Source organism: Wolbachia endosymbiont (group A) of Epistrophe grossularia, from assembly GCF_947251435.1.
Classification (GTDB): Bacteria; Pseudomonadota; Alphaproteobacteria; order Rickettsiales; family Anaplasmataceae; genus Wolbachia; species Wolbachia pipientis.
On the sequence record NZ_OX366363.1, the window covers coordinates 795343 to 816945 of the forward strand.

Below are 21603 nucleotides of genomic sequence, written 5' to 3' on the forward strand. Positions count from 1 at the left end.
GTAAAATGATATTATTTATTATTACCTTTACTGTTACCGGCACCAGTAGAGCTACACTTATCCATTTGCGTATCAGGTTTATTACTTTCACGTTCCCGCATCTCTTTCTTATACTGCTCACGTATTTCCTTATTAGGACCGTTATATTTTTCATACCTGCTGCTTGTAATCCACCCTTTTGAACTACCGCTATCTTTTTTATCATTACCACTATGCATATTAACCCCCAAGTAAAAATATTGTGTAACTAATATACTAAAAATAAATTGTAGTGCAAGCACTTTTTTTATGTTTTTTAGTATAAATTTTATTCACTCTTTAATTTTCATAAAATTCAGTTTTCTAGATTCCGCTAACACGTGGCGGAATGACGAGCTGTCGACATCTATCTATATGCCCCTGGATTCCAGCGTCACACGCTGGAATGACAAGTCATTGGCAACCCTAAGTTCCCTACGTCATACCGCGATTCATTCGCGGTATCTCAAGCATAGATTCCGCTAACACGTAGCGGAATGACGAACTGTCGACACCTATCTATATGCCCCTGGATTCCAGTGTCACGCAGTGGAATGATAAAGAAAGGACATTGGGATCTAGCCTCTCGATAGTGTGCTGACATTTTTTCCTACTAACTGACCTTCTATACATTTCTCAACTTTTACATCATTAGTCAATCCTTTTGGTGGTTGAGCACCATTCACAGAACCTTCATTCTCAGCACCATTCCAAACACCCATTCTAAAATTGGCAAGTTCTTTTGCAAATTCAGTGCAAAGGTTATTCGTTTCTTGTTCATTAGCAGACTTGTTTATTGGTGCTTCTTCTCTTTTAACCTTGTCAAGGTCAGCCACTTTAGGCCTGGTTGCATCAGTAGATTTAGGTCCTGGTATAATATCGCTAATATTACCACTCCTTTCCCTTTTGTTCTTACTAGAATGTTCTAAAGTTTTTTGAACAACTCTTGGCCCCATCCCCATCGTATTCGTTGCAGGTTTCGGTGGACACACCTCTTTCTTCGGTTCCTCCGGCTTCGTTTTTTTCTCTTCATTCACTTTTTCTGGTTTTTGTGAATTTTCATGATATTTTCTTTCAAGCTCAGCAAGACGCAATAGATGTTTCAAAGGATCTGACACAGCTTCAAGCTCTGGTTTGCTCAGAGGAATTGGCCTTACAAATCCTGGTGAAATTTCAAAAAGGAAAACTGGCACTTTAGGTTTTTCTCTTTCATCTACCTTGATTTCTACGTCTTTATGAACTTCTTTAATTGCTTCTAATGATGTTTTTTCTGCTTTTTTATCTTCTTTTTCTGTAGATGCCTCTACCGCAGCCGCCAACTCAACTCCAAACATCTCTGCGAACATTGTAACAATCCATCCGACAACAGCCATTTGTAACCTGAGTTTCAGATCTTGCAATGCAGTTAATCTTTCTAACGCCCTTGTAAACTCTTCTTCTGATAACTCACCACTGCCTAATTTTTCCTGCAATTCTTTTATCTCTTTGTCCAACCTCTGATCGAAACTTAAATCGCGTGCAAAAATCTTCTTGATTAACTCCTTAAGCTTATTACGCAAAAAGTTAATTATCGCAGCAAGCCAGTTTTTTTCTTTCTTCTCCTTGAGCATTTGGTAGATTTTCGGATCATCTACATCTACTTCAAAAAGGTTAAAGAGAGATTCAAAGAAATTCCAGAAATCTCCCAGCGGTTTTTCACAATTGAAGTAACCATCATCATCACCTTCTCCGATATGTAGCTCTTCTTGAGATGATATTTCATCGATACAACTAGAAGCCTGACGCTCACACTCGAGCCTCCTGAGCAAATCTTGTCTGGTAAGCTCCTCTACGCACTGCCTCTATTGCTCTGATGTAGCTAAAGTGACTTACGATAATTTGAAAAACAAAAATTCGTCATTCCGCTACTTGTTAGCGGAATCTATACCGCGAATGAATCGCGGTATGACGTAGGACTGCTGTCATCCCAGTGCGTGACACTGGGATCTCGTTCCTTAACTTTATAGGTAAATTATTTCAAATTGTGTCTAGCTGCAAGTATAATAATTTCCATTTATAGATAAAGTATGTTGCAAATGTTATGCCAAAGAGTATAATAAAATCTATATCAAATACTTTACAAGAAAAAGTGGGATAGAGGCAAAAGCAAATATTAATAAGGATAATTTAAGAAAAGCGCATGCTAGAGTTTGAAGAAGCAGTAAAAATAAAAAATATTATTGAAAGGTTAAATAGCACATGATATAATATATATATATAGTGTAAAAATGTAAATAATTTTATTGACATCTTTACATTAATAGTTCTTAAATATTTAGTACTGTAGAATTAAATTATTAAGTTTTATGAAGGAAGTAAAAATGGTGGAAAGCTTTTCAGGTAATAATAAAGATAGTAATTTTATTGAGGGGGCAAAAATAATGGAAAATTTTTCAGATAATAACGGAAACGGTAGCTCAATCTTCCAAGGAAAAATCAGGGAGCAAGATTTCTCTGCAGAGCAGAAGTTAAATGAACTAAAAGCAGCCATAGAGGAGCCCACCAGACAAGATTTGCTCAGGAGGCTCGAGTGTGAGCGTCAGGCTTCTAGTTGTATCGATGAAATATCATCTCAAGAAGAGCTACATATCGGAGAAGGTGATGATGATGGTTACTTCAATTGTGAAAAACCGCTGGGAGATTTCTGGAATTTCTTTGAATCTCTCTTTAACCTTTTTGAAGTAGATGTAGATGATCCGAAAATCTACCAAATGCTCAAGGAGAAGAAAGAAAAAAACTGGCTTGCTGCGATAATTAACTTTTTGCGTAATAAGCTTAAGGAGTTAATCAAGAAGATTTTTGCACGCGATTTAAGTTTCGATCAGAGGTTGGACAAAGAGATAAAAGAATTGCAGGAAAAATTAGGCAGTGGTGAGTTATCAGAAGAAGAGTTTACAAGGGCGTTAGAAAGATTAACTGCATTGCAAGATCTGAAACTCAGGTTACAAATGGCTGTTGTCGGATGGATTGTTACAATGTTCGCAGAGATGTTTGGAGTTGAGTTGGCGGCTGCGGTAGAGGCATCTACAGAAAAAGAAGATAAAAAAGCAGAAAAAACATCATTAGAAGCAATTAAAGAAGTTCATAAAGACGTAGAAATCAAGGTAGATGAAAGAGAAAAACCTAAAGTGCCAGTTTTCCTTTTTGAAATTTCACCAGGATTTGTAAGGCCAATTCCTCTGAGCAAACCAGAGCTTGAAGCTGTGTCAGATCCTTTGAAACATCTATTGCGTCTTGCTGAGCTTGAAAGAAAATATCATGAAAATTCACAAAAACCAGAAAAAGTGAATGAAGAGAAAAAAACGAAGCCGGAGGAACCGAAGAAAGAGGTGTGTCCACCGAAACCTGCAACGAATACGATGGGGATGGGGCCAAGAGTTGTTCAAAAAACTTTAGAACATTCTAGTAAGAACAAAAGGGAAAGGAGTGGTAATATTAGCGATATTATACCAGGACCTAAATCTACTGATGCAACCAGGCCTAAAGTGGCTGACCTTGACAAGGTTAAAAGAGAAGAAGCACCAATAAACAAGTCTGCTAATGAACAAGAAACGAATAACCTTTGCACTGAATTTGCAAAAGAACTTGCCAATTTTAGAATGGGTGTTTGGAATGGTGCTGAGAATGAAGGTTCTGTGAATGGTGCTCAACCACCAAAAGGATTGACTAATGATGTAAAAGTTGAGAAATGTATAGAAGGTCAGTTAGTAGGAAAAAATGTCAGCACACTATCGAGAGGCTAGATCCCAATGTCCTTTCTTTATCATTCCACTGCGTGACACTGGAATCCAGGGGCATATAGATAGGTGTCGACAGTTCGTCATTCCGCTACGTGTTAGCGGAATCTATGCTTGAGATACCGCGAATGAATCGCGGTATGACGTAGGGAACTTAGGGTTGCCAATGACTTGTCATTCCAGCGTGTGACGCTGGAATCCAGGGGCATATAGATAGATGTCGACAGCTCGTCATTCCGCCACGTGTTAGCGGAATCTAGAAAACTGAATTTTATGAAAATTAAAGAGTGAATAAAATTTATACTAAAAAACATAAAAAAAGTGCTTGCACTACAATTTATTTTTAGTATATTAGTTACACAATATTTTTACTTGGGGGTTAATATGCATAGTGGTAATGATAAAAAAGATAGCGGTAGTTCAAAAGGGTGGATTACAAGCAGCAGGTATGAAAAATATAACGGTCCTAATAAGGAAATACGTGAGCAGTATAAGAAAGAGATGCGGGAACGTGAAAGTAATAAACCTGATACGCAAATGGATAAGTGTAGCTCTACTGGTGCCGGTAACAGTAAAGGTAATAATAAATAATATCATTTTACAGTAATTTTAATAGGAGTGGTTATGCCAACAAAAATTTTTGTAACAGAACTAGTTAATGCGTTTAATTTAAATAATTATTTTTCTGATAATATTTATACTAATTTTACTGTGCAGGGTGGAACGAAAGGAAAAAATGATAAGATTGTCAGTTCATTTGGATGTGATGGAAATATAAAGAAATATTTGAAGGAGGTGAGAGAGGAGATAATAAATCGGCACTATGGTACTGAAGAGGCAGCAGATGGGTTCTATAACTTAAACTGTTTTCCATTTGTTTTTGATGTCGGTTTTAATAAAAAAGGGAAGTTTATAAATAAAAATGTGAAAGTAGTAGAGCTAGCAAATCTTATGGATGGTGAAGTAATCCGTAACTTGAAGCTTCATTTTGTTAATGAGTTTCAGGAGCGCGTGGAAGCAAGAGCTACTGGGTATCTAGAAGAAATGGCAAGAATGACAGAGGAAGAAGCTTTAAAATGTGTGAGAAGGTCTGTGCAGCTAGAAAGAACAGATAGATCTTCTCCTTATCTATACTGTATATCTTTTGGCGACAGGTATTTTAAGGAGAAAGGGAATCAAAATCCTTCAAAACTTCTTGGGATATTTAAGGATATATATGTTAAAGCATTTAACTCAAGATTGGAGGAATGTGGTTTTAATAATAGTTCAATTTTTTATGAACAAAGAGATAATAAGTTATATATTAAAGATATTACCGACATTAATGTCATCAAGGATATAGTAAGATATGTTAAAGAGCGAATAGCGTTTGATTTTAAAACTCCAGGCAACATAGATTCCAAAGTTGAAAATTGCAAAGATGCTATTAATGATTTAATTTTTAAAATAACAGGAAAGTTTATTGAAGGTTACGAATATGATGTGTTTACAAATAAAGACAAAATAAAGAGTGGTCATAGTTTTGCTCTTATACCTTTAGTAGAAGTAAATGGTCAGGTGGTTCCTTTGAGTGAGGAAGATGCATATAAGATTAAGAAAAAATTTTACGAGATTTTAGGTGACGTTGTTTTTAGCAATATTAAAGGTGAAACTAAAGACGAGCTTGGACAAATTAGCAGTTCTCAAGGGCCTGTTTATGCTTTCTCTAATAAGCAGATTGCTCTTTTACTCCCTAAAATTATGGAGTCTCCAATTGCATATAATCAAATAAACGGACATTTTGAATTTGCAGTTAATCTTGAGAATTTTAGAAGTCGGCATGGGTTATTATCGCCTGAGCCACCAAGAACACCGCCCAACCAAAGGAAAAAAGATACAGACAGTGGTTATGATAGTAATTCACCTCCGAAACCTAAGGATTCTGTTGCACATTCTTCAAGTGGTGGTCCAAGTTCTGGCTTAACTGAATTGTCATCACCGACACAGGAGTTTCCCAAGCGAAGTCGTGGTAAAGGGTTAGAGAAGCATCCCAGGCGAAGATCAAAAAAAGAGGAAGAAACAGAGCCTTTTCGGGGGATGCTGGGGGAAATAGATTCAAGTCAATCCACTTGTGGTCAATCACAGCTATCTTTAGGTGCTGGTGAAGGTATGCTAACAGAGGATAATATTCCGGATCAGAAAAGATCATCATCGATTCCTTCTCCTAGAGCATGGAAGAATTCAATGTCCTTAAATTCTGGGGTTTCTGAAGATTCTCTAAAAGATACGGAGAACATTTATAATGAGGAACCTGAAAAACAGCAAGTTACTAAGGAAAAGGAAGAAGAAAAGTTGTTTAAAGCATTGCTTTATTGGTTTAACTTAAATAATTATGCTTTGGATCCTCCTCATACTAACTTTATTGTAAAAAATGGGAAGATTGCTAGTTTAATTGATGATGGTGTTGATGTAAAAGAATATTTACAGGAGATAATAGATAAAACGAAAGAAGAGTATCGTGTCAATAAGGAAGAAGCCTATGATTTCAATGAGTTTCCATTTCAATTTCTTTCTCATTGTGAGAAAAACCAAAAAACAACAGTTGTTGCTAATATAAGTCGTGGTGCCTTACTTAACTTAAAAGAACTTTTTAGTCGGGAGCATGAGGGAAAAGTAGAAATAAAAGATATCGACATTAACATCGTCGAAAAGGCAGTGAAATCTGAAAAGGACAAATGGGTAAGTTTTCAGGTGCGAGAACATAGGTTATTCCCTAAAGCAGCAATTAAAACCTGTTATCCCGATGAAAGCGTATTAGAATATATTTCAATTACAAAAGACAAAGGTGGATACTGGATTAACCGTACTTATGATGCTTCGGAAGTAAAGTCGTTTAGGGAAGAGCGATGGCCTGTTGAAGGTAAATCAAAAGCTGAAAAGATGAAGTCCGAAGATAATAAAGACAGCGGTATCTCTTCAGCGGAGGCGACTGATGCTGAAAACGTAAGCTCTAAAGCTGAGGCAACAACAAGTGGTTATGAGTCTATAGGTTGTGAGAATACTGGAGAAAGATCGCCAAAACGTACTCTAGAATTGAGTGTGGGAATGGAAGAATTGACAATATCCACAGACCTGTATGCCACTAAGGCCGAGCAGCACTCTCCCATAAAAAAATTTAGAAGCAATTGATCTAATCCACTGCTCTCAGCCACCTAAGCGTTTTATTAAGGTTAGGGCCAAAGTTCCTGACCCTGGGGATGCTGTCGGTGGTTTTTCTTGTCCATTGTAAATATTGTACCGTACTAAATGTTTAAAAAGTATTAATATAAAGATATCAATAAAATTATTTACATTTTTATACTATGCACATTACATCATGTGTTATTTAACCTTACAATAATTTTTTTATTCTTGCTGCTTCTTCAAATTCTAAATTTTCAGCATGCTTTATCATTTGCTTTCTCAAATCATCCTTATTAGTATTTACTTTCGGTTCTGCTATTGCCCTCTCCTGTAAGGTGTTTGATATAGGTTTTATTATAGTCTTTGGGACAATATTGTGCAATATATTATGTTCTTCTTGTTTTTTTCTTCTTCTTTCGGTCTCTCTTAATGCACGGTCCAGAGAACCAGTGATTTTATCTGCATACAAAATTACTCTACCTTCAGCATTACGCGCAGCACGACCGATCGTTTGAATTAATGAAGTTTCTGATCGTAAAAATCCTTCTTTATCAGCATCCAAAATTGCAACCAACCCACACTCTGGAATATCAAGACCTTCCCTCAGCAAGTTAACACCTACTAAAACATCGATTTCTTTAGATCTCAATTTGTATATAATTTCTATTCTCTCCAGCGCAGCAATATCAGAATGCAAATAACTCACTCTCATATTCAATTCACTCATATATTCAGCTAAATTTTCAGCCATTTTTTTCGTCAATGTAGTGATTAAAACACAAAATCCCTTCCCTATTGTCACTTGTGCCTCATGAATTACATCATCAATTTGACTCTCTATTGGTTTTACAATGCAGATTGGGTCCGTAAGCCCTGTTGGACGGATAACTTGCTCTATAAATACATTATTGGTCTTTGCCAACTCATACTTTCCTGGAGTGGCTGAAATGTAAACAGTCTGCGGCCTAACTCCCTCCCACTCTTCAAATTTTAATGGACGATTATCAAAAGCGGAAGGGAGCCTGAAGCCATAGTCGATCAATTTCTTTTTACGCGCCTCATTACCACTGTACATCGCACCAACCTGAGGAACGGTGACATGACTCTCATCAACAAATAAAATTACGTCTTTGGGTAAATATTCAAACAAAGTAGGCGGTGGATCCCCAGCTTCCATTCCATAGAGATAACGCGAATAATTTTCAATACCTTTACATATTCCTGTTGTTCTCATCATTTCGATATCAAAATTAGTGCGTTGCTCGAGGCGCTTTGCTTCAACAATCTTGTTTTGCGAGTAGTAATAATCCAAGCGTTCATGCAGCTCTTTTTTGACTAGTTCAATTGCCTGCAACAAAGCCTCACGCGGGGTTATGTAATAGCTATTTGGAAAAATGGTGATTTTATTTACGCCTTTGGTAACATTGCCCGTTATAGCATCAACTTCAGAAATTTCTTCTATTTCATCGCCAAATAACGATAAACGCCAAGCTTTATTTTCATAATGGGAAGGAAATATATCAACAATATCGCCGCGCACTCTGAAATATCCTCTCTCAAACCTGGCATCAGAGCGCTTGTATTGAAGATCAGTTAAGTTGCTCAGGAAATCATTAATACGAATTTTATTTCCAACACTAAGCGGTATGATCATGCTGCGGTAGCTCTCAGGCGAACCAAGACCGTATATGCAGGAAACACTGGCAACTACGATCGTATCCCTGCGCTCCAAAAGGGAGCAGACGGTGGAATAACGCAGCATCTCAATTCTTTCGTTAATTGCAGAATCTTTTTCGATATAAGTATCAGTTTGTGGTAAATAGGCTTCAGGTTGATAATAATCATAATAAGAAATGAAGTATTCAACAGCATTATGGGGAAACAATCCTTTCATTTCCTCATAAAGCTGTGCTGCTAAAGTTTTATTGTGTGCCATAATTAATGCAGGCCTGTTTGTCCTTGCAATAACATTTGCCATAGTAAAAGTTTTCCCAGAACCAGTAACTCCAAGCAAAACCTGATCTCTTTTATTGCTATTTAGCCCTGCAATTAAGCTATCGATTGCCTGTGGTTGATCCCCAGCCGGTTGAAAATGTGTAGCGATTTGAAATTCCATAGACTTTACTTACTATCTTTGATTCATTGTATAGTAAACACTATATTGCTTTTAAGATAAGTTGTATAGCTATCGTAAAGCCATAAAACATTAACCAACAATGTCATGCAAGTAGCTGACACTGGAATCTTGTTTCAATGTTAAACAAAATACCATAGAATTCAAGAAGACAATTCCTAAAAAATCCCTACATCCAAAAAAAGGCAAAATGCTGCTTGAATAAGCTAAATTTTTTTAGATGCAAAAACAATAAAACATAGTTGATACTAAAGTTATAGTACTCCTATGACAACGTTACAAAAATTAAGGAAATGGATAGCTCTGATCAATTGGAATAGTATTTTCAGGTACCGGTGGTCAATATGACATTTTTAAAATAAAGATTTAGAACCTGTTTAAAATCTTCTCAATAGAAGAGAAATGAAGGAAAGAACGACCATTTGTAGGCTAGTGTTAAGTTTTCGCTCGCAATTTTTCCACAATCGTCTGCATTTTTCTAACCAAGCGAAAGATCGCTCTACAACCCATCTTTGTGGCAATACAGCAAAGGAATGTAATTCACTTCGTTTTATTACTTCTACAGTTGCTCCAATAATCGTTTTTATTTTAGTTGCAAAATTTTCTCCTGTATAACCTGCATCGACCAGTATATTTTTAACTTCCGAGAGGTTTTCTTTTGCGCTTTCAACCATTCTCACAGCACTGCTAACCCCAGTTGTAAATTAGAAAAAATAGAAAAGGTAAGGAAATAGGGTAAACTCCGAGGTATTTGATATTCATTCCTAAAATAGGAGGTTACCAATGAAAGAAAAAGTAACAGAAATCTTTTGTATAGTCGATGATTTTTGCAATACAGTCGATGAAAATTTTGCAGAAAAACTTCTACCAAGTGGCAAAAAACCAACCAGGACGCCAGAGATTACGCATTCAGAGATTTTTACCATAATATTGCTATATCAAGTGCGACAATTTTAAAATTTTCTATGTGCATTATTTGAAATTATTATACGAATCAGCGTTTCCAAAATTGCCATCCTATAGTAGGTTTATCAGGTTAAAATCGCGGGTTTTATGGTATTTAGCGCTCTTAATGCAATGGTTTTGCGAACAGTCAAAAGTGACAGGGATTTCGTACATAGATGCAACATCTATCGCTGTTTGCCATCCAAAAAGGACCTCGAGAAACAAAGTTTTCAAAGGGTTGGCAAAGATTGGAAAGACTACTTATGGGTGGTTTTTCGGTACATCTAGTAATCAATGAAACTGGCGAAATTCAAGGGGTTACGGTGATAAAAGGCAACGTTGATACCTGTGCCAAATTTAACTAAGAAATTGACTGGATTATTGTTTGGAGATAAAGGATATATCAAAAAAGATCTTTTTCACGAATTATTCGATAGAGGGTTAAAGCTTGTAACCAGTATAAAAAAGGGTATGAAAAACTCATTAATGGCGCTAAATGAGAAGATTTTGTTAAGAAAAAGATCGATTATTGAGACAGTTTTTGGCTCTCTGAAAAACAAATTTGAGATTGAGCATACTCGCCATAGATCACCGATAAATTTTTTGGTACACATTTTTTCTACGCTTGTTTCATATTCCATGCAGCCGCTGCATTTCTAAGCTTTACTTCGTTGGCTAATCCGCAACTGGGGTATATAGGGTTGACACCAAGGCAATATTCTTCTGGAGAAGTTGATCGGCATGGCAGCATATCAAAGATGGGACCAGCGGAATGTAGAAGTATGTTATATGAAGCTGCACAAACAATGCTTACAGTTACCAAGAGGACATTTAAATTAAAAAACTGGGGTTGCGAAGAAAAAAGGAATGAAAAAAGCAATTGTAGCAGTAGCAAGAAAATTAGCTGTAATTATGCATAGGATGTTGGTTGATAAAACAGAATTTTATTATCAATAAACATCAAAAGAGCATAGGACAATAATTTTATTGAAAATAAAGATAGCAATGCCGATGGAAGGGACAAGCAAGAACTTAGTTAGACTTCGTGGTAAACATGTTGCCGTCCACTTCCGCCTAACAAGTATAATGCGGCTTGACAAATTTATTGTCATCTCAGACCGCGGAGAGAACCATATGCTACTTTTAACTTATGTAAAATTACCAAGGATTATGGAGAAGATATGCTGTTTTGATTTGTGTGAAAATTATTGTTGACTTATGTGCAATTAGAGAACCTAAGTCACTTTAGCTATATATAAAAGGTTTAAGTGGTTGTATTGATGTATCTTTGTATTAAAAAACACCCAATAAGCAGAGTTGTAAGTGGAATAAACCACAAAATGTAAGTGCTAGATTTTATAGGCGGTACGATTATAATTGAATTGCCGTAAGAATTTTTTAACTCTGAGATTATCTCTTCATCTGTGTATCCATCATTGATTTTTTTACGAATTGCTTCTCGCATATCATACGCGATCTGAGATCCAGATTCAGACAATGATTCGCCAGAACATATTGGACACCTTATTATTTCAAATAAACTGGTTGCTCGTTTTTCCATGCTTTTATCTCTGAGTTTATTATCCAGAGTAAAAGCGTTTACGCCTGAGTGGAATATCAATATGAAAAGTAAGCTAATTACTATTCTCATTCTTGGTTAATTGGATTATTTTACTGAGTTGGTTCATAAAATCAGTGATGGATAACTTTCCAATAAAGCTTGACCCTACATCATCATCGTACTTTATTGAAAATTGAATGCCATCATCAGTTGTTTTTTCTGATAAGGAAGACATTAATTTTTCAAACACATCTGAAGTTTTTGAGTCACCAATCATAAACGAGATTAATTCTTTATAATTTGATATAGCCACGTTGATTTTGTCTTTAAATGAAGACGTAACCAAATTATAATTTTGCACTCCACCATCTGCAGCAAGAGAAAAATTATTACTTTGAATTAAAAATTTCTCTATGTTGAAATTAACTCTGGAAGCTGAGATGTGGTTTACAAATTCGTAATCAAATTTAGTGTCGATACTAAGGTAATTTTCAGGACTTGCAGTATTTTTATACCGATAAGTATAAAAATCAAATCCTAGTTTAGTATTTCCACTTGGTTCTTTATCGAGGTGAAATTGAATGTAATTACTTTTATCATTCACTTCAGTTATAACACTTTGCTGATTTTCTGAAACATCACATTTTAATCCATAATCTTCGTAACGAAGTGTATCTATATAGTCTATCACGGTACTATTTCTGTTGAATCGCAATGAAGATGGTAAATCATTTAGTCTAACAACAAAGTGGCTGCTATCGTTTGTGTGGCATTTTATATTCTTTTTCTCATCACCATGAACAACAATGTTGACTTCATTGCTTGGTATGTAGATATATACTGATTTATCAAACAATCTATTTTTTATCAATAAAGCATCAGATGAGATGGTTAATTGCTCATTGGAAAATTTTGGGTTTATCACACGGAAAATTAGGTTAGAAGGAAATCCACTAAAATCATGTGAAATATCAAATTTTTCGTCGTTAATGTATAGTATTGTTTCAGCTAAAAGATTTTTTACCTTACATGCAGAAAAATACCAAAAACCACTATACGCTACAGGAATAAACAAAAGTAAAGAGATGATAATATAGATAAAAATCTTACGCATAGCTAATCACTCCCCTGTTTATCCAATGATATATTTCTTGTACCCCTTGGTATGGTTACACACAAGCCGTCGATATCTTTTGTGATTTTTATTTGGCACCCAAGTCTTGATGTCTCTGTTAAGCCGAAAGCTAGGTCTAACATATCATTTTCCTCATCAGATATGGGATTATGCGTTTCTACAGCATCATAAGATTTTGGATCAACAATCACGTGGCATGTAGAACAAGCAAGAGAGCCTTCACATGCACCTTCAAGCAGATCTGGATCACTTCTGTGGGCTAAATTAAGCAGAGTTTCTCCCTCTGCAGCTTCATAGCTTTTCTTACTCCCATCAGGTAAAACAAAAGTAACAGATGGCATATTATTTCCCTATTAAAATTCTTACTAATTTCTCTGTATTCTACAGGTAACGATTAACATTTGCAAACTCTTTGCAATTCCAGTGCCTATTTTTTGTTATCCAAGTAGCCGACACTGGTTTCCAGAAAAAAGGGTGTTATGCAAGTAGCTGACACTGGTTTCCATCCAAGACGGCAGTGCCCTCTTCTTGTCATCCTAGTGCCTTCTTCTTGTCATCCCAGTGCCCAGACACTGGGATCCAGGAATTTTATTAAGTTAGTAAGCATAAAAGTATAGCTAACGCGAGCTCTACGTCATACCGCCGCGGTATCTCTAGATCCCGCTAACACGTAGCGGGATGACGAATTGCTATACCGCCACGAACCGTCATACCGCGATTCATTCGCGGTATCTCAGCTGCTAACAAGAGATCCCGCTAACAAGTAGCGGGATGACGGTTGTCGTTCAGCCACAAACATTAAGAAATTTACCAAATAAAAAAAAAGGCAAAAGAAGCCCCGTGGTTATTATCCGCTTTAAAATATTGGCGTTTTTTATGTTTTAAACGCTTGACAAGCGAGATTCAGCTGCTTTTAATTGCAACTAACCTACGCTGCAAATGTTTAAGAAATTTACCAAGCAGAAAAAAAGACAAAGAATCCCCGAGTTAGCTAGTCTTTTACTATCTCTGTCGAGTATTGGCATTTTTTGATGTCTTGTAACGCTTTATAAGCGCGTTCAGCTTATTTAGATAAAAATCTAGATGTAGATGAAGTTTTGTAAAGACATACAGTATCTATATACTGCAAAAAATTGAACATAAGACGCCGATACATTAAGTAATCCTTACCTTTTAATCTGCAGATTGGCGAAAGCAAATACAATAGCTTCAGTTTCATGATAAGGGCGCTGGCGGAGTTTGTCAAGCAAGTTTTTTCGTTTCTATTGAATGACAGTTATAACCTACGCAAGAAGTCTGTTGTAGTTTGTACGATATCTTTATAAAATGGTTCGCATAAGTTATCTAGCAGTGCAACTAAACAAATACAAAAATCAAAACGTCGCGGTTTTTGGTCTTGGTAAAACTGGTTTATCCGCCATTAACGCTCTAACAAAGAGTGGTGCAAGAATATATGCATGGGATGATCATGAAGAGCAAATAGCAAATGCAAAAATGATGTATAAAAAATGTAATTTTATTCATCCCAAGGAATACAATTGGCATGAGATCAGTGCATTGGTTTTAAGCCCTGGAGTGCCAACAGAGCCACATTGGATAGTAAAACTTGCAAGGAGATTTGATTGCAAAATAAAATCAGACATTGAGCTATTTCTTGAAGCTAAAACTACGAACCAGAAGGTAATAGGCGTCACAGGAACAAATGGTAAATCAACCACTACATCACTAATAGGGCACATATTAAAATCTGCAGGGAAAAAAGTAGCTATTGGTGGAAATTTAGGCGTTCCTGTTTTGGATCTAGAAAGAGATGCAGAAATTTATGTAATCGAACTCTCCTCTTTTCAATTGGAGTTGATGAATGAAATTAACGTGGACATTTCAGCACTGCTCAATATTACACCAGATCACATAGATAGGCATGGAAGTATGGAGAACTACATAGCAACTAAATTAAAACTGATAAACGGTAGTGAGGTTGCCGTAATAGGATGTGACAATGAGATTACTGCTGATATATTCAACAAATTCACTGGAGACAAAATTCCAATCTCAGTAACATATTCCCCGATGTCATTCCAGCGCGTGACGCTGGAATCCAGAAAAGAAAAACCATTGCCAACTACTCAGATGACAGAGGGTGGTGCAAGAGATCTAATATCATTGGCAGGTAACAATTTGCTTGATTATAGTGAACAGATTACTGGTATAGATCGAAATTATCTGGATCCCAGTGTCAGCTACTTGGATGACAAAAGGGGCACTGGGATCCAGAAGATCTCGTTAAAACTAGAGAATCATAGCTTATCAGTAAGCGACGTGAAAATAAACCTAATATCCAACGCAGAAAACATAGCAGCCACATATGCCGTATGTAAGGTACTTGGAGTAGATAGCAACACTATTATCAATAGAATCAAGTCCTTTTCAGGACTGAGGCATAGGAATGAACTGCTTGGCAAAATAAGAAATGTGTTTTTCGTGAACGATAGCAAAGCAACTAATGCAAAATCGAGCGAAAAGGCGATCTTATCTTATGAAAACATAAATTGGATCGCTGGTGGAAGAAGCAAAAAAGGTGGAATAGAATCATTAAGCAAGCATTTTACAAGGGTTAGAAAAGCTTTTCTTATTGGAGAATCAACCGAAGCTTTTGCAAATGTTATGGAGAATAAAGTAGATTATGTTAAATGTTGCAATCTAGAAGATGCATTCAGATTGGCTTTTGAAGAGGCCTTAAATAGCGCAGAAGAAGTAACAATATTACTTTCTCCCGCGTGTGCTTCTTTTGATCAATGGAAAAATTTCGAGGAACGTGGTGAAGCATTTTGTAGAATGTTTGAAAATCTCAGGTACAATCACACATGCTGTTTAGTATGATGTTGCGTGGAACAAAAGTTAATAATAGATAAGCTAATTAGGGTTATTCCATTTGAAGGGATAAGCGATGAAACCCTATTAAAGGTGTGCACTGACCTTAATCTAGCTAATAGCTTTTGCAAATTTCAGAATGGAATATATAGCGCTTTGGAGCACATAGCAGAGGACTTAAATAGCTCAATGGAAGCTGAACTAAGGAATTCTAATTTAGAAGATATGAAAGTGCGAGAGCGAGTAAAGTTAGCCATTCAAATACGCCTTTCAAATTACGCTAAGCTACCAAATTATAGAGAACTTTTAAAAAATGTTTTATTATTCTCCGTATCATCAAAAAATACATATTTTTCTAGTAAACTTTTATACAGAACTATTAGTGCGATTTGGTATGGCATTCATGACCAATCAACAGATTTTAACTACTATACAAAAAGAGCAATATTAGCTGGAGTGTACTTAAGTACGATACTTTTTTTTATCAATGATTATTCAGAAGATTTTGTGGATACTTTATCGTTTCTTGATAACCGTATCAACAATGTCATGACATTTCAAAAATTCAAAACTCGCTTAAAAGGAATCATAGGAAATTTCTTATAAGCTATTGATTGTTGGTAGAAAAGTACTTGAGCACGATCCTGAAAAGGTTTGTGAAAATAAAAATATTCATGCTGATCATAAAGAACATTTAGTTTATCGTGAGGATAATAATGGTACAACAAAATACACCAGTTACGAAGAAAAAGAAAATAAATTTATTGAAGAAGCACATGAATATTTAATAGACTCTGAATTTAATAAAAATTTTGATCTAGGGCAGTACAGAATAAGTAATTTCTCCGGAAACTTGACGAAAATAGAACTGGAACTCATCAATGAAAAGTATATGCAAGTTCAAGTTAATAGAGAAAGAAAAATTATTCTCGCTATACCGTAGGTGCGTTCCAAGATTATACTGAAGTTTTTATTGCACTCAAAATCTTCGTTTTTCCTAATCTCTAGAATTATCAATGCATCATCACTTAACCAGCCTGAGTGAGCTAGTCCATTCAACGTTGATTCAACTAGATTGCTATTGTAAGGTGGGTCTATAAAAACTACATCGCACTTTGAAATAGGTTGTGGCAATTTGTTAGCACTACAACAAATTAGCGTGACATTGTTCGTAATTCCAAAATCTTCTGCTGTTTTTTTAGGCAGTTGCAAATTGTAATAATCTGAATCCACCATGAATGCATGTTTAGCGCCGCGAGAAAGCGCTTCAAATGAAAAAGAACCACTACCACAGAATAAATCAAGTACATTCAAGTTATAAATAGGTTTTCTTGAGGAAAGCATATTAAATATTGCTTCTCGGACAATACTCATAGTTGGCCGTGCAGCTAAATGCTTACCTGTAGTTATTTTTCTTCCGCGATATTTGCCTGCAATGATGCGTAGCATATTAAATAATCTCCAAAATAATTAATTATTTATACTATATGATTAATGTCAATATGGCTTTAGCAGTTTAATAGAGAGAAGCTATCGAGTCGCTTGTAAGAAAAACACAAACACAAGACTCATCAGTTATCTTTTTCTGATTTGCCTGCTGCATTAATTGCTTGACCAATCTCATCTTGTAAATCATCATGATCATTTTTTTCATCATGATTTAGCCCTTCAATTCTGCTTTCTAACTCTAACTTAATTATAGTATTGATTTTATCTATATTATCAAGAAAGCCTCTACATTCTTCTTCACTATACTCTTTACCAGATGCCTTTTTTTCGATAAATAGACTTTTAAACTCTGTAAGATCAGAATTCTGATCGGTATTTAGTACAACATTTCTCTCTATGAAGCTAAGGTCTGATAGCAATAAACTAACCTCTAATAGCTCTTCACTTTTAATGTTTGCAAGATTATCAAGATTGTCTAAAATATTAGACATCTTAAGCCTTTCTTGTGCAATCTCTTTGTCTTCCTTATCAAATTCAGACAATAAACCATGATTATCTACAAATTTCTCACTCAAAGCTTTATTCAATTTAGCAAAATTGACATCCTTGTCAAGTGATGTGTTATCCCGCAACAAGTCTACCCTTGCCCTACGCGCATTTAAAATGTCGTCGTAGTCATTTAACTTTATGTTGCCATCTTTGTCTTGCTGCAATTTATAATAATCAAGGCCTTTGAAATTTTTATTAGTCTTCATCTTCAATCCTCTTCTCATCTCCTTTTGCATCTGGTTTCCTCATTGGTTCCGGTAATTTCCTTTTACTGTCTTCTCGATTTCTTTTTTCCTCTCTTTCAGCACGTTTTTTTATAGCTTCCTGGGTATTCATTTCAAAAAGTGCCTTAACGTACTCTTCTGGATTTTTTGGTTCTTTAAATAAAGGCTTAAGATTATAAACTTCGTCTTTTCGATCTCTTTCTTCTTTTCTTCTAGCTCTTTCAGCACGTTTTTCTACAGCTTCTGGAGTGTTCATTTCAAAAAGTGGTGAGAGGTTGTAAACTTTATCTTGATTTCTTCTGCCTTCTCTTTCAGCACGTTTTTCCATACCTTCAAAAGCAGATCCAAAATCATCAATTTCATCTGAACCTTTTGGTTCCGTGCCTAAATTTCGTGTCACTTCATTTGATTGATCAGGCTTATCTTCTTCTGTTGGCTGATCATGCTGTAGTTGATTAGGCTTGTCTTCTTGTTCTGTGCTTAGTTCTCGTACTACCTTATCTGGCTGACCTCCCCCTCGTAGTCGAAGAGGGTCGCCTTCTTCTAGTGGCTGATCATGGTTATCTCTTACTAGTTCCGTGCCTAACTCTCGTTCTACCTTATTTGATTGATCAGGATTGTCTTTTTCTGGTTCTCTCTTACGGCCGATAGTGTAATCATGAAGCTTCTCTAAGAAATCTCGCCTATATTCTTTTGCTCTATAGAGTAGGTTATGATCATAGCCATGCTTTCCTATAGAGTCAAGACCATGCTCCCAAGTAAACTTCATAGCATCTTCTATTGTATAGCCCAAATGTGATCCTACGTATCCTTTATAATAATCTAAATATTTACCGATCCTTCTGTGTGTAATATCTTCCTTATCAACTCCAAATGCCCTGTAAATTTTTTCCTCGAGCTTATCAACATCATTTTCAGGCGATGTTGCAAACTTCGTTGCTTCAATAGTAGCACCTACAAATTTACGTGGCACATCAATAGCGTATTTCAGCACTCCTCCAACTCTTGGTATCCTACCCAGTAGATTAGCTGTACCTCCGGCTAATCTATCCGGTAAATGAGTAGCCCAATTACCTAAAGATTCTAGTTTTCCACCAATTGCGTCTTGCCAATAATGCTGTTTTAATCCTTCCATTATGCCAACCAAAGGCGATGCTTCATACATTCTAGATATATTGTAAACGCTGAATCCACCACCAGCTATACTTGAGCCCATTTGTTGTACGAACTCGCGTAAGGAGAACATTAAAAATGAAAGCAAGAATAACACAAAGATTTCCCCTGCATTGATTAAATAACCTCTCTGTATGTCTTGCACCCTTTGGTAATCGCTATTTTCTTGATAATTTTTGCAATCCTCACAATCTTTACATTTCTGACAGTATTCACTGTTGGGATCCTTATATAAATCATGAAGTTTCAGTATTCTACAACCTTGTTTTTCTACCGCACTCCGCACTAAAGATCTTATTTCATTAATTATTTCCCTATAACTATTGCATTTATTTATATCTTGACAGTAGCGTTTTATTATTTCACTAACATCACCTATCCTTTTCTCTATATTGTTGATCAGTAATATAATGTCAGCCCTCTCTGATGCATGAGATAAACTATTTGTTAAGCGCACTAGATCTTTTTCACTACAGCCATTACTAACTACCATATCACTTTCTGCAATATAGTGGTCTGCTGGATTATCTTTAGTTCCAGGAATTGGATTAAAGAAAGGATAATCTATATAACGAAACCCTTTTATATGTTCACCATTTTTATCTTTAGGGTAATCTGGTGGAAGCGGGATATATCCAGCACCACCAGTAAATTTTATTGTACCACCTTCTCTGCTTATCTTTTCTATACCTTCTATACTTTTATCTATGTTAAGAGAAGAAGCTTCTCCAAGAGTGTAAGGTACAAAAATTTGCCCTGGGGTCCAACCAAAGTACTGCTTATCAACGATACAAAAACCGCCAAACACCCATTTTGGAGCACATAACTTTACCTCGAACCATTTATTGTAGCATACAGTAAAACCTAGTTGTCTATAAAAGGTGTTCATTATCATTGAAGCCAACAATGACAAGAGAGTAAATATCATAATCGATTGTAAACAAAAACTGATGCAGAATTTTATCCAACCTTCAAATAGACTTTTCAGCGGTGAAAATAAAATAGAAATTAGAAACAGTGGCATGATAGCTATAAGAAAAGCTATACCCATAAAGCCAGAGAGAAATATTATGTAAGCATACAAGCACAACAAGAAGTATAGTACAATCCCTATGAAAATTGCCGGTATCATAAGAAGGCTTGCCCACATTTGGTAATGTAAAAACGCTGCAAACTTTTTCCAAACAGAATAAGCAAAAAATTTATTGAACATGTCCTCCATGAAGCTAAACAACTTAGCTTCATCTCCTTGAGCAATACTTCCGGTGTTCATGTTGGGAGCAAAGTTAGTAATTACACTTATCAATTGTTCAAGACCTTTAACGAATAAAACAAGAAAATGATCATAGAAAAATCTAAAACTTCCAGGAGATATAAGCACTATTACTAGAGTGATTTTCATCATTCTGATGAGCATATCATGCTTAGTTTCTCGTATCATGCCAAAAAGATAAAGAAGCGATGAAATCATTACAAATAGAACAAGCAAGGAAAGAACAAAATTGTGAAAGCTCGTACTTTTTTCAGCTATATTTTCGAACATAGCTTGTGCAACTGCAGGATCATTGCTATTAAAATGTTCTTTGCAATTTTCGTTAATCAATAATACACATTTTAGATAGTTATAAATGTAATCAAAAAACCCAAAACTACTTGGCTGCTGCACTCCACTTAAGAACTCAAAAGAGTAGCCACCTACATTATCTAAGTAATATCTATCTAATATTTTTACATATATTTTCCATCCCTTTTTTAACTTCAACTCATTACAATTTCTGTCCTTTAATTTAGTGTTATCTCTGTCTAAAGTAAAAAATCCATTGTCGCCCTCTGCTGTGGAGTTATAACCTAGATGTACAGTAGGATATTGAGGATCGCGCATTAACTTTAGATTTTCGTTAGGATCATCTTTCCCCGTTTGAAACAAAAGATAAGCACCATGACCGTTGGTAAACCAACATGGAGCACCACGTGATACTGTATTTGCACTATCATCTTCATTAATGCACTTGCAATTTACAGTGCAACTTGCATTAGGCTTACTTGAAAATTTTTGTATGCTAGGTTTATAATCATTACAAACTAAGTGAAAATTAGGTAAACTATTATCACTTTGTTTACCTTCAAATTTAGTTGCATATTTTAACTGCTCCAAGCTTTGTAAGGTATAACTGCCTTTTTTAGATTCCTTCTTGTTATTATTACTCCAAGATGTCCATGCACCATTAACTCGCACTTTTAAACTATCTCCATTGGTTTCGAGTCCGGTATCCTCCCACTTCACCACTTGGTTATGGTGAAAACCATAATTAATTTCGCCAGTTTCAGGATCAATAACTTCTCCATCTCCTGGAATAAACGCATCGTGGTCGCTTGAAAAATGAGCGCTTACTGCAATAGGTTTAGGACCAAAATAGTCAGCAGATATACACCTTGGAAAAGGCATATCGTTTTTACTACAACCTGTGATCAGCACATAAGCTGCAAGAAGTAATACCCTAAACCAACATTTGCCTAAACGTGATTGCATATCTAAACTTTTTCCAAATACAGAATAAATTTCTAAAACTTTACTTAAAATATCTTTTTAATTAGTTACTCCATAA

At 35.7% G+C, this 21603-nt stretch carries 16 protein-coding genes and 3 pseudogenes; 9 read left to right on the forward strand and 10 right to left on the reverse strand.

The annotated features are described in order from the left end of the window. Nucleotides 1-11: 11 nt before the first annotated feature. A complete protein-coding gene (locus tag OPR28_RS03820) occupies nucleotides 12-218 on the reverse strand; it encodes a hypothetical protein (protein WP_265023538.1) in 207 nt (68 codons plus the stop codon). A gap of 378 nt (nucleotides 219-596) precedes the next feature. Further along, entirely contained in the window at nucleotides 597-1826 is a 1230-nt protein-coding gene (locus tag OPR28_RS03825) for a hypothetical protein (protein WP_265023539.1), read from the reverse strand. A gap of 552 nt (nucleotides 1827-2378) precedes the next feature. Between OPR28_RS03825 and OPR28_RS03830 the strand changes: the two genes are divergently transcribed. The 3 genes from OPR28_RS03830 to OPR28_RS03840 all read left to right on the forward strand — a co-directional run bounded on the left by OPR28_RS03830 (nucleotide 2379) and on the right by OPR28_RS03840 (nucleotide 6962). Beyond that, entirely contained in the window at nucleotides 2379-3800 is a 1422-nt protein-coding gene (locus tag OPR28_RS03830) for a hypothetical protein (RefSeq protein ID WP_265023540.1), read from the forward strand. Nucleotides 3801-4178: 378 nt separating this feature from the next. After that, nucleotides 4179-4385: a hypothetical protein gene (locus OPR28_RS03835; RefSeq protein WP_265023538.1), complete on the forward strand. Its 207-nt coding sequence runs from the start codon at nucleotides 4179-4181 to the stop codon at nucleotides 4383-4385. Between the two features lie 33 nt (nucleotides 4386-4418). Next, nucleotides 4419-6962, forward strand: coding sequence for a hypothetical protein (locus OPR28_RS03840; RefSeq protein WP_265023537.1), 2544 nt, complete (start codon nucleotides 4419-4421; stop codon nucleotides 6960-6962). Nucleotides 6963-7164: 202 nt separating this feature from the next. Here the strand turns inward: OPR28_RS03840 and uvrB are convergent, their stop codons facing one another. Together uvrB and OPR28_RS03850 are read right to left on the reverse strand one after the other, a co-directional pair. Further along, entirely contained in the window at nucleotides 7165-9072 is a 1908-nt protein-coding gene (gene uvrB, locus OPR28_RS03845) for an excinuclease ABC subunit UvrB (protein WP_265023541.1), read from the reverse strand. A gap of 395 nt (nucleotides 9073-9467) precedes the next feature. Then, nucleotides 9468-9788, reverse strand: a pseudogene (locus OPR28_RS03850) (transposase); the annotation flags it as partial. Nucleotides 9789-9873: 85 nt separating this feature from the next. On the opposite strand from OPR28_RS03850, the pseudogene OPR28_RS03855 reads away from it, so the two are divergent. Both OPR28_RS03855 and OPR28_RS03860 read left to right on the forward strand, forming a co-directional pair. Next, nucleotides 9874-10714 (forward strand): annotated as a pseudogene (locus OPR28_RS03855) (IS982 family transposase). 22 nt (nucleotides 10715-10736) lie between these two features. Next, nucleotides 10737-10955 (forward strand): transposase, encoded by a 219-nt coding sequence (locus OPR28_RS03860; RefSeq protein WP_065095234.1) that lies wholly within the window; start codon nucleotides 10737-10739, stop codon nucleotides 10953-10955. Nucleotides 10956-11299: 344 nt separating this feature from the next. On the opposite strand, the gene OPR28_RS03865 is transcribed toward OPR28_RS03860, so the two are convergent. From OPR28_RS03865 to OPR28_RS03875, 3 genes are read right to left on the reverse strand one after another with little or no spacing between them, the layout of a single operon-like run. After that, nucleotides 11300-11686, reverse strand: a complete 387-nt coding sequence (locus OPR28_RS03865; protein WP_182309927.1) for a cytochrome c-type biogenesis protein — start codon at nucleotides 11684-11686, stop codon at nucleotides 11300-11302. After that, entirely contained in the window at nucleotides 11670-12710 is a 1041-nt protein-coding gene (locus OPR28_RS03870) for a hypothetical protein (RefSeq protein WP_265023542.1), read from the reverse strand. Before OPR28_RS03870 ends, OPR28_RS03865 begins: the two co-directional genes overlap by 17 nt. 2 nt (nucleotides 12711-12712) lie before the next feature. After that, complete coding sequence (locus tag OPR28_RS03875; protein WP_265023543.1) at nucleotides 12713-13072, reverse strand: ferredoxin family 2Fe-2S iron-sulfur cluster binding protein; 360 nt, start codon at nucleotides 13070-13072, stop codon at nucleotides 12713-12715. A 138-nt stretch (nucleotides 13073-13210) separates the two neighbouring features. Here OPR28_RS03875 and OPR28_RS03880 point away from each other — a divergent pair, with 138 nt between their 5' ends. From OPR28_RS03880 to OPR28_RS03895, 4 genes and pseudogenes are all read left to right on the forward strand, one after another. Then, the gene (locus OPR28_RS03880) at nucleotides 13211-13348 is read left to right on the forward strand and encodes a hypothetical protein (protein WP_010962879.1); all 138 of its coding nucleotides are present in this window, start codon (nucleotides 13211-13213) and stop codon (nucleotides 13346-13348) included. A gap of 709 nt (nucleotides 13349-14057) precedes the next feature. Further along, nucleotides 14058-15611 carry a Mur ligase family protein gene (locus OPR28_RS03885; protein WP_265023544.1) on the forward strand — a complete coding sequence of 518 codons (1554 nt, stop codon included), beginning with the start codon at nucleotides 14058-14060 and terminating at the stop codon, nucleotides 15609-15611. A gap of 6 nt (nucleotides 15612-15617) precedes the next feature. Beyond that, a complete protein-coding gene (locus OPR28_RS03890) occupies nucleotides 15618-16208 on the forward strand; it encodes a COQ9 family protein (protein ID WP_265023545.1) in 591 nt (196 codons plus the stop codon). A gap of 22 nt (nucleotides 16209-16230) precedes the next feature. Continuing rightward, a pseudogene (locus tag OPR28_RS03895) lies at nucleotides 16231-16545 on the forward strand (hypothetical protein); the annotation flags it as partial. Here the strand turns inward: OPR28_RS03895 and rsmD are convergent. The 3 genes from rsmD to OPR28_RS03910 form a co-directional block, all read right to left on the reverse strand. Continuing rightward, on the reverse strand, nucleotides 16503-17051 hold the full coding sequence (gene rsmD, locus OPR28_RS03900) for a 16S rRNA (guanine(966)-N(2))-methyltransferase RsmD (RefSeq protein ID WP_182319544.1): 549 nt from the start codon (nucleotides 17049-17051) through the stop codon (nucleotides 16503-16505). The pseudogene OPR28_RS03895 and the gene rsmD sit on opposite strands and share 43 nt — an antisense overlap. 122 nt (nucleotides 17052-17173) lie before the next feature. After that, nucleotides 17174-17806 (reverse strand): WD_0853 family protein, encoded by a 633-nt coding sequence (locus tag OPR28_RS03905; protein ID WP_253303722.1) that lies wholly within the window; start codon nucleotides 17804-17806, stop codon nucleotides 17174-17176. After that, nucleotides 17796-21527, reverse strand: coding sequence for a TrbL/VirB6 family protein (locus tag OPR28_RS03910; protein WP_265023546.1), 3732 nt, complete (start codon nucleotides 21525-21527; stop codon nucleotides 17796-17798). The genes OPR28_RS03905 and OPR28_RS03910 overlap by 11 nt, the downstream gene beginning before the upstream one ends. Between the last annotated feature and the right edge of the window lie 76 nt (nucleotides 21528-21603).